We start from the raw sequence: 15,219 nt of genomic DNA, 5'->3' as shown, positions 1-15,219 counted from the left end.
TTATGGTACAATGGGGCAAGGTGTAAAAACCTGCCTCCGAAAGGAGGAAGTAATGTATGATGATGACAAAAACAAATCAGGTAGTGAAGGCCTGAGCCCTACGTTTGATCTCTCCGCAAAGCCGACGATGACGGTTGATGTGGAGAGATACCAAAAATTTCTCGATGGATCGGATATGAACCAAGCGGAGAAGGAAGAGTTCCTTCAAGCGCTCTGGCAGATCATCGTGAGCTTTGTCGAACTCGGCTACGGCGTTCATCCCCTCCAAGAAGTCTGTGGAAAAGACGCTGGATCGGTTTCTGGCCGTGCCAAAGAGGCGATGAATGCGGTAAGCTCAGGGGAAGCTGAACAAGAAGAAAAACCGAAGAGGCCAACCCCATAGGGGCGGTCTGGAGATGCCATGAAGGATGAATACACAAGAAGCACTGAAATCAAACGCGCACTGATCTATTGCCGCGTTTCTTCCACCAAGCAACGGCTAGAAGGCAGCGGCCTTGAAAGCCAGGAACAGCGTTGCCGCGCCTATGCGGAAGAGAAAGGCTACACAGTCGAAGCCGTCTTTCCTGATGATGTCAGTGGTGGCGGAGACTTCATGCGCCGCCCCGGGATGGTAGCGCTGCTTAGCTACATCGATGCGCAGCCAGGAGTCTCATACAAAGTAATCTTTGATGATCTGAAACGCTTTGCGCGCGATACCGAATTTCACCTAAAACTGCGCCGAGAGTTCGCAACGCGCGGCGCGACAATCGAGTGCCTGAATTTCCGTATTGAGGACTCTCCTGAGGGTAAGTTCATCGAGACAGTGATTGCCGCGCAAGGCGAGCTTGAACGAGAACAAAACCGCCGTCAGGTCGTCCAGAAGATGAAGGCGCGCGTCGAGAATGGCTATTGGGTTTTCCGTGCGCCAGTCGGCTATCGCTATGTGAACGCGCCGTCAGGCGGTGGAAGAGTACTTGTTCCCGATGAAGTGCTTGGTCCAATCGTGCGCGAAGCGCTCGAAGGATACGCGAAAGGACACTTCGCCTCTCAGGCCGAAGTGCAACGCTTCCTCGAAAGCAAGCCAGAGTTTCCGAAGGACAAGTCAGACGGAACCATGCGTCCAATGACGGTGAACAGGCTTCTCAAGAAGGTCGTCTATGCAGGTTATGTCGAAGCGCCAAAATGGGGTGTGAGTGTGCGCAAAGGCTATCATGAAGGCCTGATCAGCTTTGAAACGCATCAGCGCATCATCGAGAACATCGAAGGCAAAAAAAGAAACGCTCCGGCGCGTAAAGACTACAACGAAGATTTTCCGCTGCGTGGGTTCGTTCGTTGCGACTGCTGCGGCAACAACATGACGGCAGCTTGGACGAAGGGCAAAACCAAGTACTTTGCATACTATCGGTGTGAGACACGCGGCTGCGAAGCTAAGAGCAAGTCGGTGCCACGCGCCAAGATGGAGGACGGCTTTGCCGAGATCATGAAGGCGCTCGCGCCTGCCGAGAGTTTCTTTGAACTCGCCAAGGCCATGATGCGCGATGCTTGGGACAAACGCTTTGCCATCGTGCAGGGTGAGAAGACGGCGCTCAAAAATCAGCTTGATGATCTGAACCGTCAGATCGAAAGCCTTTTGGATCGCATAGTTGAGGCGAACAACGCCTCGGTCGTCAGCGCCTATGAAGACAAGATCGAAAAGCTCGAACGAGACAAGATTCTGCTGAAGGAGAAGATTGAAAATTCCGTCCCTGAAAAGGGTCGGTTTGAGGATTGTATGGAACTCGCCTTGCGGTTCCTATCAAGTCCTTGGAAAATATACAAAAATGGTGACTACGCTATGCGCCAAACCGTGCTTCGGTTGGCGTTTGCTGAGCCACTTCGATACTGTCCAAATGGTATGTATGGAACTCCCGAATTATCGTTCCCTTTCAGATACTTAGGGGGATTTTCGGGACTGAAAAGCGAGATGGTGCTGCTGGAGAGAATTGAACTCTCGACCTCTCCCTTACCAAGGGAGTGCTCTACCTCTGAGCTACAGCAGCAGCCTGCGAAGTGGCCTTCGCGATGGGCGGCTGATTACGCCCAAACGCAGAGCGGCGCAAGCGCAATCTGGACCCTTTTTTCCGGCTGCGATAAGACGTCCCCCATGGGGCGAAAAAACTCTGGACATAGCTTGGGCGACAGGCCAACCGAAAAGGATGCGCGCGCGGCGCGTCTCAAGGATGCGCTGAAGGCGAACATGCAGCGGCGCAAGGCGCAGGCCAGGGCGCGCAGAGCGGCAGACCCCGAGGCAGATCAGACTCCGACCGACGAGAATGGCCGGGCATAAGGACAGGCACAGATGGACCAGATTATCATTCGCGGCGGCGCACCTCTGAGGGGCGCGATCCCGATTGCCGGGGCGAAGAACGCCTGTCTCACGCTGATGCCTGCCACGCTGCTCAGCGATGAGCCCCTGACGCTGACCAATGCCCCGCGGCTGAGCGATATCGCGACGATGACGGCGCTTTTGGGCTCGCTGGGGGCCGAAGTGAGCAGCCTGCAGGAGGGCAAGGTCCTCGCCCTGTCGAGCCATGACATCAACAACCACACCGCCGATTACGACATCGTCCGCAAGATGCGGGCCTCGATCCTCGTCCTCGGGCCCATGCTGGCGCGGGACGGGCATGCGGTCGTGTCCCTGCCCGGTGGCTGCGCGATCGGCGCGCGGCCCGTGGACCTTCATCTCAAGGGTCTTGAGGCGCTGGGGGCCGAGCTCGATCTGCGCGAGGGCTATGTCCATGCCAAGGCCCCCGGCGGGCTCAGGGGCGCGACCTTCGAGTTTCCTTTTGTCTCGGTCGGGGCCACCGAGAACATCCTGATGGCGGCGACCCTCGCCAAGGGCACCACGGTGCTCAAGAACGCGGCGCGCGAGCCCGAGATCGTCGATCTGGCGGCCTGCCTGACCAAGATGGGCGCGAAAATCGACGGGGCCGGAACATCGACCATCACCGTGGAAGGCGTCGACCGGCTGCATGGGGCGACCCATCCTGTGGTTACCGACCGGATCGAGCTGGGCACCTATATGCTGGCCCCGGCCATCACCGGCGGCGAGGTTGAATTGCTGGGCGGGCGCATGGACCTCGTGGCGTCCTTCGCCGAAAAGCTCGATGCGGCAGGCATCAGCGTGACCGAGACCGAGGGCGGATTGCGCGTGGCCCGTGCCAATGGTCGCGTGCGGGCCGTGGATGTGGTGACCGAGCCCTTCCCGGGCTTTCCCACGGATCTGCAGGCCCAGATGATGGCGTTGCTCTGCACCGCCGAGGGGGTCTCGGTGCTCGAGGAGAAGATCTTCGAGAACCGCTTCATGCACGCGCCGGAACTGATCCGCATGGGGGCGCAGATCGACGTCCATGGCGGTACGGCCACCGTGACCGGGGTCGAGCGTCTCAAGGGCGCGCCGGTCATGGCGACGGATCTGCGCGCCAGTGTCTCGCTGATCCTCGCGGCCCTGGCCGCCGAGGGGGAAACCGTTGTCAGCCGGGTTTATCATCTGGATCGCGGCTATGAACGGGTCGAGGAAAAGCTGAGCGCCTGCGGGGCGAGTATCGAGCGGGTGAAAGAGCAATGAGCCAAGACGCAACCTTCGAAGATGGCGGCGAGAGCCCCCTGCGCCTGATGGCGGAGGATGCCAAGGATCTGGAAGTGATCTCCGCGCTGGTGCAGGACGCCGTGTTTCCGGCCAGCGAGATGAGCTGGCGGAAATCTGAACGGCGCTTTGCCCTGCTGCTCAACCGCTTCCGCTGGGAGGATCGCGACCGCGCCGAGGCGCGGGGCCGCCCCGTCGAGCGGGTGCAATCCATGCTGGTTATCGATGATGCGCTGGCGGTGCGCAGTGCGGGTGTCGTGCGCGGTGATGCGGACACGATCCTGTCGCTGCTGTCACTGTCCTTTGCCGCCACTGAGGATGGCGCGGGCACGCTGGAGCTGACGCTGGCGGGGGATGGGGCGATTGCTCTGTCGGTCGAGTGCATCAACGTCACCCTGCAGGATGTGACCCGCCCCTATCTCGCGCCCTCGCGGAAATCCCCCTCGCACCCGTAACGCGCGCGCTTGAGGTGGCTGGCGGCGGCGGCTATGTCTCGCCCCACAAAGGAGAGCCCCATGCCGATGTTCCTGTCCAGCACCGATCCGCAATTCGAAACGCAGGTCGCACAGCTCCTGACGATGAAGCGCGAGGATGCCGTGGATGTGGACGACACGGTGGCCGCGATCATCGCCGATGTGCGCGCCCGGGGCGATGCCGCGGTGCTCGAGCTGACGGCGAAGTTCGACCGGCTGGAGCTGACGCCCGAGACGCTGGCCTTCTCGCCCGCCGAGATCGAGGCCGAGATTGCCAAGGTCCCCGCCGATGAACGCGCGGCTTTGGAACTCGCCGCCGAGCGCATCCGCGCCTACCACGCCCGCCAGATGCCCGAAGATGCCCGCTGGACCGAGCTGACCGGGGCTGAGCTGGGTTGGCGCTGGACCCCGGTTTCGGCGGCGGGGCTCTATGTGCCCGGGGGGCTGGCCTCCTACCCGTCTTCGGTGCTGATGAATGCGATCCCCGCTCAGGTGGCCGGGGTGGAACGGCTCGTGATCTGCGCGCCGACCCCGGACGGTGTGGTGAACCCGCTGGTCCTGCTGGCCGCCCGACTGTCGGGGGTCGACACCGTCTACCGGATCGGGGGGGCGCAGGCGATTGCGGCGCTGGCCTATGGCACTGAGACCATCGCGACCGTGGACAAGATCACCGGGCCGGGCAACGCTTATGTGGCCGCCGCCAAGCGCCGGGTCTTTGGCCGCGTCGGGATCGACATGATTGCCGGCCCGTCAGAGATCCTCGTGATCGCCGATCGCGACAATGACCCGGACTGGATCGCCGTGGACCTGCTGAGCCAGGCCGAGCATGACGAGAGCGCGCAGTCCATCCTGATCACCGATGACGCGGAGTTTGGACGCGCGGTCGCCGCCGCGGTCGAGACCCGGCTCGAAACCCTCGAGCGGCGCGCGATTGCGGGCCCGAGCTGGCGCGATTTCGGAGCTGTGGTCACGGTCCGCGATCTCGACGAGGCCGCCGCCCTGTCGAACCGTGTGGCGCCGGAACATCTTGAGCTTTGCGTGGCCGATCCCGATGCGCTGGCCGAGAAGATCACCCATGCCGGTGCGATCTTTCTCGGCGCCTGGACGCCCGAAGCGATCGGCGACTACATCGGTGGCCCGAACCACGTGTTGCCCACGGCACGCTCGGCGCGGTTCTCGTCCGGCCTTTCGGTGATGGATTTCGTCAAGCGCACGACGCTCGCCAAGATGACACCCGAGGCGCTGGCAGAGATCGGCCCCGCCGCCGAACGGCTGGCGATTTCCGAAAGCCTCGAGGCGCATGGCCTCAGCGTCCGCGCCCGCCTCGACCGCCTGAACCGCGGGGAGGCTGCGGAATGAGCTATCTGATCGACATCTCCATTGATGACAGCGCCCTGCCCCCGCCGACGCCCGAGATCGAGCAAGAGCGCAAGGTCGCGATCTTTGATCTTCTCGAGGACAATGCCTTCAAGCTGCCGCCGCGCGAGGATCGCGACGTGCCGCCCGGGCCTTTCCGCCTGCTTCTGGCGATCCGGGAACGGCGGCTGGTCTTTGACCTGTCGGATGCCGAAGCCAAGCAGGTTGCGGAATTCCACCTCTCGCTCGGGCCGTTCCGTCAGGTGGTGAAGGACTATTTCCAGATCTGCGAGAGCTATTTCGACGCGGTCAAACGCCTGCCTCCGAGCCAGATCGAGGCCATCGATATGGCCCGACGCGGCATTCATAACGAGGGCGCGCGGCTTCTGCTCGAACGGCTCGATGGCAAGGCGGAGGTGGATATCGACACTTCCCGACGCCTGTTCACCCTGATTTGCGTGTTGCATTTCGGGGGCTAGGCCATGCCCTTCCCCTCCTCGGTCCTGTTCTGCTGCGACCACAATGCGATCCGCTCGCCCATGGCGGAGGGGATGATGAAGAAGTTTTACGGCCAGCGCGCCTATATCCAGTCGGCGGGGGTGAAGAACGATCTCGATATCGACGGCTTTGCCGTGGCCGTGTGCAACGAGATCGGCGTGACGCTGGAGGCGCACCGCACGCGGTCCTTCGAGGATATGCACAATTGGGGCGATGACCTGTCCTCTTTCGATCTGATCGTGGCGCTCTCGCCTGCGAGCCAGCGGCAGGCCCTGGAGTTGACCCGGCTGTTTCACCTCGATGTGGAATACTGGCCGGTCATGGATCCAGCCGGGATGGCCGAGACCCGCGAGGCCAAGCTGCGCAGCTATCGCCAGACCCGTGACCAGATCCGCGAGCGGATGCTCGCCCGGTTCGGCCCACCGGGGCATGTGGCATGAGCCTGCGGTTTCGGACCTTGCGCGGGGCCGAGGTGGCCGAGGCGATCCCGGCATTGGCCGCCCTTCGGATCGCGGTGTTTCGTGACTGGCCCTATCTCTATGACGGGGATGTCGCCTATGAGGCGCGCTATCTGGAATGCTACCGCGATTGCCCGCAGTCCGTGGTGATTCTGACCGAGACCGCAGAGGGCGAGGTTGTCGGGGCGGCCACCGGCATGCCCGCACGGGACCACGCGGATGTGGCCGAGGCCTATGACCCCCTGTCCAAGCCGGGGATGGAGATTTTCTATTGCGCGGAATCGGTGCTGCACCCGGCCTATCGCGGGCAGGGGGCGGGGCACCGGTTTTTCGATGCGCGCGAGGCCCATGCGCGCGCGCTCGGCGCGACCCATGCCAGTTTCTGTGCGGTGACGCGACCTGCGGATCATCCCGCGCGCCCGGCTGAGGCGCGGGATCTGCAGCCGTTCTGGCGCAAGCGCGGCTATGCGCCGGTGGACGGGGCCGCGCTGCGGATGCGCTGGCTGGATGTCGGCGCATCAGAGGAAACCGAAAAACCGCTGCAGATCTGGATGCGGGCCCTGTGAGCCGGGGACGCACCAGAGGGTCCGGGGCGTGATCATGCGCATCGCCGCAGCCGCCTATCCGGTCGAGGTCCTGCCCGATTGGGACAGCCTGCACCGCAAGATCGCGCAGTGGGTGGCCGAGGCGGATGCAGAGCTTGTGGTCTTTCCGGAATATGCGGGGCTCGAGGCGGCGCTGATCGGGGCCACGACCCCGCTCGGCACTGCCGAGGAAACCGACCGCGCGGCTAAGGCCGCCCCGCGCTATTGGCAGATGGTCACCGCGATCGCCCGGGCGCACAAGATCACCTTGCTGGCCGGATCCCTGCCCGCGCGCAGCGAGACGGGTGATCTGGTCAACCGGGCCGCTCTGGTGACGCCGCAGGGCGGGGTCGCCTTTGTCGACAAGCGCCAGCTCACTCCGTGGGAGCAGGCCGAGACGCCCCTCTGCCCCGGCACGGCCCTGCCGGTATTCGATCCGCCCGGCCTGCCCCGGCTTGGTGTCCTGATCTGCTATGACGGGGAATTTCCGTCTCAGGCGCGTGCGATCCGGCAGACCGGCGCGCAGCTTCTCCTGATGCCCTCGGCGACGGAAGGGGCCACCGGGGCCAGCCGTGTCCGCATCGCTGCCCGGGCCCGAGCCCTCGAGAGCGGCGGACATGTGGCCCTCGCCCAGACCGTAGGCGATTGCGCCATGTCGTCCTATCTCGACCGTTCCGCCGGGCGGGCCGGGATTTATGTGGCCCCGGACAGCGGCGCGCCCCCCGACGGCATCCTCGCTGAAACCGCCCCCGACACCCTCGGTTGGGCCCGCGCCCCGGTCTCCCCGCGCCTCCCGGAGCAGGTTGACATCGCGTCGGCATGGGATGGGCAGCACAATATGGCACAGCTCACGCCCTTTGCGCAGAAACACGCTTGAAAACTTCGGGAAATCCGCGCATATGCTGGCGCGCCCGTCGTTGAGCGGGCAGTTTTAGTTGGAGACACCATGGCCAAGGAAGAATTGCTCGAATTTCCCGGCGTCGTGAAGGAACTCCTGCCGAACGCGACATTCCGGGTCGAGCTTGAGAACGGCCATGAGATTATCGCACATACGGCAGGCAAGATGCGCAAGAACCGCATCCGTGTTCTGGCGGGCGACAAGGTGCAGGTCGAGATGACCCCCTATGATCTGACCAAGGGTCGGATCAACTACCGCTTCAAGTAACGGTGACGCCCCGACCCCGCCTGATCCTGGGATCGGGATCGCCCCGGCGGCTGGAGCTGCTGGCTCAGATCGGGCTGGTGCCTGATGCCGTGCGCGCGGCGGATATCGACGAGACGCCCCATGCGGGCGAACGGCCCCTGCCCTATGTGCAGCGCATGGCGCGCGAGAAATCCGAAGCGCTCGAGATTGCGCCGGATGAGGTGCTGCTGACGGCCGACACCACGGTCAGTGTCGGGCTGCGGATCCTCGGCAAGCCCGAAGACCGCGCCGAGGCGGAGGCCTTTCTCACCCTGATGTCCGGACGCCGGCACGCGGTAATCACCGCGATCGCCCTGCGCCATGGCGACCGGCTGGTGAGCCGCGAGGTCAAGACGACCCTGCGCATGCGCCACCTGAGCCCAGCGGATATCGCCACCTATCTCGACAGCGAGGATTGGGTCGGCAAGGCGGGCGGCTACGGCATCCAGGGCGCTGCCGCTGCCTTCATCCCCTGGATCAGCGGCTCTTATACAGCGGTGGTGGGCCTGCCCCTGGCGGAAACCGCCGCGCTTCTCACACATGCCGGTATCGTCGCGCCGGGCCCCTCGGGACATGCGCCCCCAGAAGGACGCGGCACATGAAGGGCTGCATGATCATCCTCGACCACCTGAACGGCCGGCGCGCCGCCGCCCGCGTGGTGGAGGGGCGGCTCCACGATTTCACCCTCGACCCGGATGAGGGCGACCCGCCCCTGCCCGGCGCCATCTTCCGCGCGATTGTCGACCGTCCGGTCAAGGGTCAGGGCGGCGCCTTCGTCAAGCTCGGCGGGATGCAGGGCTTCTTGCGCGGCGGCGGGGGACGGCGACCGGGCCAGTCCCTGCTGGTGCAGGTCTCGGGCGTGGCCGAGCCGGGCAAGGCCGTGCCCGTGACGGACCGGGTGCTGTTCAAGAGCCGCTACGTGATCGTCAGCCCGGGCGCCCCCGGCCTCAACATCGCGCGCTCGATTCGCGACGAAGAGATCCGCGCCCGCCTGCGGATCCTGGCCGAGGACCTGGCCCCTGCGGATCAGACCGGCATGATCCTGCGTTCGGCCGCCGCAGACGCCCCAGAGGACGAACTGGCCGAGGATATCGCCGAAACCCTGGCGCTGGCCGAGGCGATCACGGCTGAGCGCACAGCTGACGCGCCTGCCCTGCTGATCGACGCGCCCGACGCACATCACCTGGCCTGGCGCGACTGGAGCGATCCCGCCCCGGACGAGATCATCACGCAGGCCGGCGGGTTCGAGGATCTGGGCGTGCTGGACGCGCTGGCGGATCTGGCGGATCCCGAGGCGGCCCTGCCCGGGGGCGGCAGCCTCGTGGTCGAGCCGACCCGCGCCCTGATCGCGGTGGATGTGAATACCGGCAATGACACCTCCCCCGCCGCGGGGATGAAGGCCAACATCGCTGCGGCGCGCGCCCTGCCCCGGCAGCTCCGCCTGCGCGGGCTCGGCGGACAGATCACCGTGGATTTCGCCCCGATGCCCAAGAAGGACCGCAAAGCGTTGGAACAGGCCCTGCGCACCGCCTTCCGGCAGGACGCTACCGAGACGTCGCTGGTGGGCTGGACCCCGCTTGGCCATTATGAGCTGCAGCGCAAACGCGACCGCATCCCGCTGCGCCGGAGAGACCTGCCATGAGCTGCCCGATCTGCCAGAAAGACGCCGCAGACCGCTACCGCCCCTTCTGTTCCAAACGTTGTGCAGATGTGGATCTGGGGCGCTGGATGACCGGCGGCTACGCCATCGCCTCGGAGCGGGATGAGGACGTTGAAGAGGCCGAACAGGCCATGGCGCGGCTCGCCGAAACCCCGTCCGACGATGCGGCAGACCCGGCGTTCCAAGACGCGCAAAAAACGCGACATTGAGACCAAGTTTTTTCCCCAAACCCCTATGGACACTTCCCGTTCTCACGTCTAGAACGCTCGCACCCTGAGACGGCCCAGCCGTCCCGTGCCCGGGTAGCTCAGGGGTAGAGCAGTGGATTGAAAATCCTCGTGTCGGTGGTTCGATTCCGCCCCCGGGCACCATTACAAAAACCATTTGCCCTAAATTCCCTCAATGCTTCCAGCAGCGATGAGGAACCGGGGTTTCTGTCACGCTTGTTTCGTATGTGTGACGGCGGTGTTGAGGGCGCACTATTGCGAGAGATGCAGCGCTTACATGGTGCCATTGCACGATGTTGATCGAGGACGCGCGAGGACTTCGTTCGAAAGATCAAAGGGCCGCCTATATTCGTTTTCTGCTGTTGGGCTTTTTCCCGTCTCATGTAGGGAGCGGTGGGAGACCAAGCAATGCTTTGAAAAGGTCTCGGCTGCTCGGCGATGACAGCTTTGACGGCTGTGACGTGGAGTGGCTCAGAACAACTTTGCGAACCATAGGGCTACGCGCATTTCTCCTAGATCGAGCGTGATGCTCGAAACCTGCGACGAACAGGCACACTCCACATCTGCATGGACATCAAGCTCAGCGGGCTCAGAGACTGTTGGAGCATGGCACCGCGGTTCTGTAGGCGGCTGAAGGGCCTCCTTACCACGATCGCCCCACCGCGATGCTCCTCCCGTGGCAGTGAAACCCACCCTTCCATCCGAGTGATCGGCACTGTCTCCACGCCCCTCGGGGCGTGAGGTCCATGTCCTTTTTTGTTTGATTCTCTCGAATTCGTGATAGTGGTTAATAGCCCCGCGTGTAGTTGTATTTGGTGTTTGGGAGCTGATCATGAGGCAAAGCCTGCGTGGATTACGACCAGCCAACCGGATCGCGGCAGCATCTCCAGACGACGCGACAGGCCTTCGCGAGGCATCGGCGGACCGCGGCGACGCGCTGGATATTTTTATCGTCGATCTCAACAATTTCGCATCCTTCCCAACGCTCGCAATCGGCTTGTTGACGGCGAGCCTGCGCGAGAACGGGCACAGTGTGAGCGTGCTTTGCCCGCTCGCCTTTGATGCGCCGGCCACGCAACGGGAACGCCGGGAATGGCTGTTTGATCACGTTCGGCGCCGCATCCATCTCACCGATTGGCAGCCTGCTCTGACATTGCGTGACTACGCCCGCCGGAGCCGACAGCGCTATACGGAGCGCCCCCATGCGACGGTTCTGCGAGAAGTCACCAATGCGTTGAAGAAAAAGCCCGATGCCATTCTTCTGTCTGCCTATCTGCACCACCAGACCACCATCCGTGAGATCGGACGACGGGCCAAGGAGCATGGAGTTCCGGTGGTGCTTGGCGGGCCGATGTTCAATCTGCCCGACGTGGCGGCAGCGTGGCGAGACCTCCCGGGGTTGTCGGCAATTGTCGGGGCCGAGGTGGATCTGAACCTCCCCGAGATCGTTCGGGCGCTCCATGCTGGTGAAGACCTGCTGCAGTTTCCGGGGGTGCAATTGCCGGATGGGCGATCCTCGGCTCCGGCGCGCCCGCTGCGCCCGCTGGACCAGATCCCCCTTCCCGACTTTTCCGACTTTCCCTGGGACCGCTATCCGGTGCGCATCGTCCCAGTGATGACCGGACGGGGATGCCAATGGGACAAGTGTCTGTTCTGCTCTGATGTCATTTCCGCATCGGGCCGCACATTCCGGACGCGCAGCGTGGAAAACGTCCTCTACGAGATCGAAGAACAGGCACGGCGGCACGAGACCACCAACTTTCTCTTCCTGGATCTGAAGCTGAACTCCTGGCCCGGCATGTTGCGCGATATCGGTAAGAATATCAGGCGCTATGTCCGCGGCGCGGAATGGGTGGGCACCGTCCATGTCGACACGCGACGGGATAACGGGCTGTCCCGGGCCGATCTGCAATCGGCCGCGGATGGCGGGATGCGGCGCATTTCCTTCGGGCTCGAAAGTGGCAGCCAGACACTCTTGGACGCGATGCGCAAAGGCAGCTCGGTCGAGCGCAACTCCCAGTTCATCCGCGACGCGCATATGGCAGGCATCTCGGTGCGCTGCACCATGTTCAAGGGATTTCCCGGCGAGACGGCTCAGGACATGAAAGCCACGGCGGATTTTCTCGAGGAGCATGCGCCCTATCTCGGCCGGGTCCGGTTCAATGACTTCACGCTGCATACGGACACGCCGATCTGGCAGGCGATGCAGGACAAGGCCGGGGAAGAGGATCTGCCGCTGCATATTCGTGAGCATCGCCACGCACGGGCACGTTCGGAGTACCGCTACACGGTGCCGCGCGACCGGGCCTATCGTCGGGCGAAAGCCCGCGCGCTCTCGATCGTCTATGACATCAATCGCAAGGCTCTGAGCGATGCGGCGCGGCAGTTTGATGGGCTGATGTAAGACCATGCGCCGAAAGTTCTATGTCCGCTCCGACGCAAGCAGGGGCACATCCCTCCAGCGGCGCATCCGGACGCTGTCTGCGCTGGAACGCAAGGAGGAAGCAAAAGCGTTCCTTAACACGTTTCATGACGCATCCGGCCATGGACGCACCCTCCGGCAACGCAGGTGGGCCGAGGTTCGGAGCGACCTGCGCAGGCACGGATATTACGAACACACCCTGGAAGAATTGGCCTTCGGGGCACGGCTTGCCTGGCGCAACACGGGCAAATGCATCGGTCGCCTGCCATGGGAAAGCCTTGAGGTGAATGATTGCCGAAAGCTTACAAGCCCCGATGCCATGGCGGCGCGGATGGCCGATCACCTCAGGGAGGCTGATTCCGGCAAGGGCATTCGGTCGATCATCTCGGTGTTCGCACCAATCCAGGGCGACGCGATGCCGAGCTGGATCGAAAGCGGGCAGATTTCGCGCTATGCCTGCCACACGCTGGAGAACGGACGCACGTTGGGAGACCGGCAGAACGCGGAATCCACAAAGCTCGCGCGGTCAATGGGTTGGACACCTCCAGAGGAGCCTGGCGCCTTTGATCTGCTGCCCTATTTCATGCGCGACCCCAAGGATCGGCGCATCATGATTGATGCCCCTGTCGAGGCCATCCGGCAGGTCGACATCCGCCATCCGCAATACCCGGATTTCGATGCGTTGGGCTTGCGCTGGTATGCGGTTCCGCTTGTCAGCAACATGATCATGACCATTGGCGGCGTGGACTATCCCTGTGCGCCGTTCAACGGTCACTACATGTGCACAGAGATTGCCTCTCGCAATCTCGCGGATGCCCAACGCTATGACCTGCTGCCGCAAGTGGCGCGCGCGATCGGGGTCTCCGAAGGATCCTCCCTTTGGCAGGATGTGGCGCTGACCGAGCTGAACCGCGCGGTGCTGCAATCCTTCCAGACCGCCCGGGCGACGATCATCGATCACCACAAGGCGTCGGAGCAATTCATGACCTTCCACAGCCGTGAACAGGCGCGCGGACGCCGGGTCGCCGGGGACTGGCGTTGGATCGTGCCCCCGCAGGCCGGGTCCGCGCATGACGTCTTTCACCTCAAAATGCGCAACTTTCACCCGGTGCCGAATTTCTACCGGGAGCGGGGCACTGACGGGCTGCGCCTGATGCCCTGGTACGGCGATAGTTACCGCAACCGCGTCTCCGGATGGGTGGACCGGGTGCAACGCCGCTGGAAAATCTGGAAAAGGATGGCTTGGTAGACATGCAGGATGTTCCGGTTGAAATTCAGTCCCTGAGGCAGGAACTCAAGCAGAGAATCCTGTTTCAGAACATGCTGCTGCAAGCTCTCCTCGTCCTATTTTCGGCCTTTGCCATCGCAGTTGCGGTGGTGCCGGAGGCGTCCTCCCTGCTCCATTTCGCGTTTCAGTGCGTTGTGCTGAGTGGGGCCAGCCAATGGTGCCACCACGGTGTGCGCACGGCTCAGATCAAGGCGTATCTTCAGGAAATCAACGCCGATGAGACGCATGGAAACTGGGAGAGCTGGCTGCCCGCGCATCGCCCCAAAACCTTCCTCGGGTCGCGTTGGCAAATATCCACCAAAGGCGTGTTTCTCGGTCTCGGACTGGGCATGTTCCTGCTGGACGCTGTGTTCACGGGACCACCGGAGCTGCTGCCCCTGCTGTGCTCCGCCGCCGTCTGGAGCTTTGCGGCCTATCTCCTGATCTCCAACCCGAAGGAATAGGGATGTCCGCGTCGCCGCCCCCCTTCGGTGTCGTGATGCCGGTCCGAAACGAAACCGACGCTCTGCGCAGGACGTTGCCCCCGCTGCTGCGGCAACTGAGCGGACTGCCCGCCAAACTGGTCTGCGTTTGCAACGGGTGCCAGGACGACTCGGCCCGGACCATCCGAGAGCTGGGCGGGGATCGTGTCACCGTGATCGAGCTGCCGCGCCCGGGAAAGACGGGCGCGTTGCAGGCCGGCGATGTCGTCCTTGGCGATCTCTTTCCGCGCTTCTACCTCGACGCGGATGTCGTGCTGCAGGACGGAGCATTCCAAAAGCTTCTGCGCCCGCTATGCGATGGGGAAATGGACCTTGTGGGCGCGCGGCGTGTGCACCGCACCGAAGGGGTCTCCTGGCTCTCAGCTGCGATGGCGCAGACATGGGATGCGTTGCCCCATGCACATCATACGGGGTTTTTGGGGGCTGTCGGTCTCTCTGCGGCAGGGCGCGGCCAGTGGGGCGCGTGGCCCAAGGTTTCCGGCGACGATATCTTCGCTGCGTCTCACATCCCCGCAGACCGGCGCCTGATCCTCTCGGAGGTGACGGCAAGCACATGTCCTCCGTCTGATTTTGCCGGATGGGTTCGAATGCGCGCCCGTTGGAAACGCGGCGAACGGGAGTTGCTCGCCATGGGGCTGGAGCTCCCACGCCCGCCCGGCCAGCGCGAGGCGCTCCTGCAGCGTATGACGACCCCCGCCCACGCGGTCGGGGCCTGGGCCTTTGCGGCGGCACGCCTGTGCGCGTCGCTGGTGCCCGATGACAACCAGACCTCTTGGATCCCCGAACGGCAGGGTTGGCGTGAAAGGCAATGACGAGACGCCCAAACGAGGCCGCATGACTTCCGCTTGATCGACAGGTGAGAGGCACGTTCATCAGCCGGTGTGTTCGTCCAGAACCGTCAAAATCCCAATTCGGACCCTGCCCCGCTTGTCACCCCAGAGATCCCAACCGCATTTTGCCCCCCCTCGCCTCGAAGGCGATAGA

16 protein-coding genes, 2 tRNA genes and 1 pseudogene are annotated in these 15,219 nt (G+C 63.4%); 18 read left to right on the top strand and 1 reads right to left on the bottom strand.

What is annotated here, in order from left to right; genetic code table 11:
• Positions 1–52: 52 nt before the first annotated feature.
• Both ACP15I_RS12470 and ACP15I_RS12465 read left to right on the top strand, forming a co-directional pair.
• Positions 53–382 carry a hypothetical protein gene (locus ACP15I_RS12470; protein ID WP_424975333.1) on the top strand — a complete coding sequence of 110 codons (330 nt, stop codon included), beginning with the start codon at positions 53–55 and terminating at the stop codon, positions 380–382.
• An 18-nt stretch (positions 383–400) separates the two neighbouring features.
• Positions 401–1,390: pseudogene (locus ACP15I_RS12465) on the top strand (recombinase family protein); the annotation flags it as partial.
• Between the two features lie 553 nt (positions 1,391–1,943).
• Here the strand turns inward: ACP15I_RS12465 and ACP15I_RS12460 are convergent.
• Positions 1,944–2,018, bottom strand: a tRNA-Thr gene (locus ACP15I_RS12460).
• A 299-nt stretch (positions 2,019–2,317) separates the two neighbouring features.
• Between ACP15I_RS12460 and murA the strand changes: the two genes are divergently transcribed.
• The 16 genes from murA (at position 2,318) to ACP15I_RS12380 (ending at position 15,047) form a co-directional block, all read left to right on the top strand.
• Positions 2,318–3,586, top strand: coding sequence for a UDP-N-acetylglucosamine 1-carboxyvinyltransferase (gene murA, locus ACP15I_RS12455; RefSeq protein ID WP_424975332.1), 1,269 nt, complete (start codon positions 2,318–2,320; stop codon positions 3,584–3,586).
• A complete protein-coding gene (locus ACP15I_RS12450) occupies positions 3,583–4,059 on the top strand; it encodes a DUF2948 family protein (protein ID WP_424975331.1) in 477 nt (158 codons plus the stop codon). Before murA ends, ACP15I_RS12450 begins: the two co-directional genes overlap by 4 nt.
• A gap of 60 nt (positions 4,060–4,119) precedes the next feature.
• Positions 4,120–5,436 (top strand): histidinol dehydrogenase, encoded by a 1,317-nt coding sequence (hisD, locus tag ACP15I_RS12445; protein WP_424975330.1) that lies wholly within the window; start codon positions 4,120–4,122, stop codon positions 5,434–5,436.
• On the top strand, positions 5,433–5,912 hold the full coding sequence (locus tag ACP15I_RS12440; RefSeq protein ID WP_424966013.1) for a UPF0262 family protein: 480 nt from the start codon (positions 5,433–5,435) through the stop codon (positions 5,910–5,912). The genes hisD and ACP15I_RS12440 overlap by 4 nt, the downstream gene beginning before the upstream one ends.
• Before the next feature lie 3 nt (positions 5,913–5,915).
• A complete protein-coding gene (locus tag ACP15I_RS12435; RefSeq protein WP_424975329.1) occupies positions 5,916–6,371 on the top strand; it encodes a low molecular weight phosphatase family protein in 456 nt (151 codons plus the stop codon).
• The gene (locus ACP15I_RS12430; RefSeq protein WP_424975328.1) at positions 6,368–6,955 is read left to right on the top strand and encodes a GNAT family N-acetyltransferase; all 588 of its coding nucleotides are present in this window, start codon (positions 6,368–6,370) and stop codon (positions 6,953–6,955) included. Before ACP15I_RS12435 ends, ACP15I_RS12430 begins: the two co-directional genes overlap by 4 nt.
• 34 nt (positions 6,956–6,989) lie before the next feature.
• Entirely contained in the window at positions 6,990–7,850 is an 861-nt protein-coding gene (locus ACP15I_RS12425) for a nitrilase-related carbon-nitrogen hydrolase (protein ID WP_424975327.1), read from the top strand.
• A gap of 69 nt (positions 7,851–7,919) precedes the next feature.
• On the top strand, positions 7,920–8,138 hold the full coding sequence (infA, locus tag ACP15I_RS12420; protein WP_007205486.1) for a translation initiation factor IF-1: 219 nt from the start codon (positions 7,920–7,922) through the stop codon (positions 8,136–8,138).
• Positions 8,139–8,140: 2 nt separating this feature from the next.
• Positions 8,141–8,758 (top strand): Maf family protein, encoded by a 618-nt coding sequence (locus tag ACP15I_RS12415; protein WP_424975326.1) that lies wholly within the window; start codon positions 8,141–8,143, stop codon positions 8,756–8,758.
• Complete coding sequence (locus tag ACP15I_RS12410; protein WP_424975325.1) at positions 8,755–9,798, top strand: ribonuclease E/G; 1,044 nt, start codon at positions 8,755–8,757, stop codon at positions 9,796–9,798. Before ACP15I_RS12415 ends, ACP15I_RS12410 begins: the two co-directional genes overlap by 4 nt.
• Positions 9,795–10,025, top strand: a complete 231-nt coding sequence (locus tag ACP15I_RS12405; RefSeq protein ID WP_424975324.1) for a DNA gyrase inhibitor YacG — start codon at positions 9,795–9,797, stop codon at positions 10,023–10,025. Before ACP15I_RS12410 ends, ACP15I_RS12405 begins: the two co-directional genes overlap by 4 nt.
• Positions 10,026–10,112: 87 nt before the next feature.
• A tRNA-Phe gene (locus ACP15I_RS12400) sits at positions 10,113–10,187 on the top strand.
• A 688-nt stretch (positions 10,188–10,875) separates the two neighbouring features.
• Positions 10,876–12,447 (top strand): B12-binding domain-containing radical SAM protein, encoded by a 1,572-nt coding sequence (locus tag ACP15I_RS12395; RefSeq protein ID WP_424975323.1) that lies wholly within the window; start codon positions 10,876–10,878, stop codon positions 12,445–12,447.
• Positions 12,448–12,451: 4 nt separating this feature from the next.
• Entirely contained in the window at positions 12,452–13,714 is a 1,263-nt protein-coding gene (locus ACP15I_RS12390; RefSeq protein ID WP_424975322.1) for a nitric oxide synthase oxygenase, read from the top strand.
• A gap of 2 nt (positions 13,715–13,716) precedes the next feature.
• Positions 13,717–14,196, top strand: coding sequence for a hypothetical protein (locus ACP15I_RS12385; protein ID WP_424975321.1), 480 nt, complete (start codon positions 13,717–13,719; stop codon positions 14,194–14,196).
• A 2-nt stretch (positions 14,197–14,198) separates the two neighbouring features.
• Positions 14,199–15,047, top strand: a complete 849-nt coding sequence (locus ACP15I_RS12380; protein ID WP_424975320.1) for a glycosyltransferase — start codon at positions 14,199–14,201, stop codon at positions 15,045–15,047.
• The last annotated feature ends 172 nt before the right edge of the window (positions 15,048–15,219 follow it).

Origin of the sequence: Dinoroseobacter sp. S124A (genome assembly GCF_049801015.1) — a bacterium.
Taxonomy (GTDB): Bacteria; Pseudomonadota; Alphaproteobacteria; order Rhodobacterales; family Rhodobacteraceae; genus Dinoroseobacter.
Note: the sequence above shows the minus strand (reverse complement) of the source record. Positions and strands in the feature narration are given on the sequence as shown.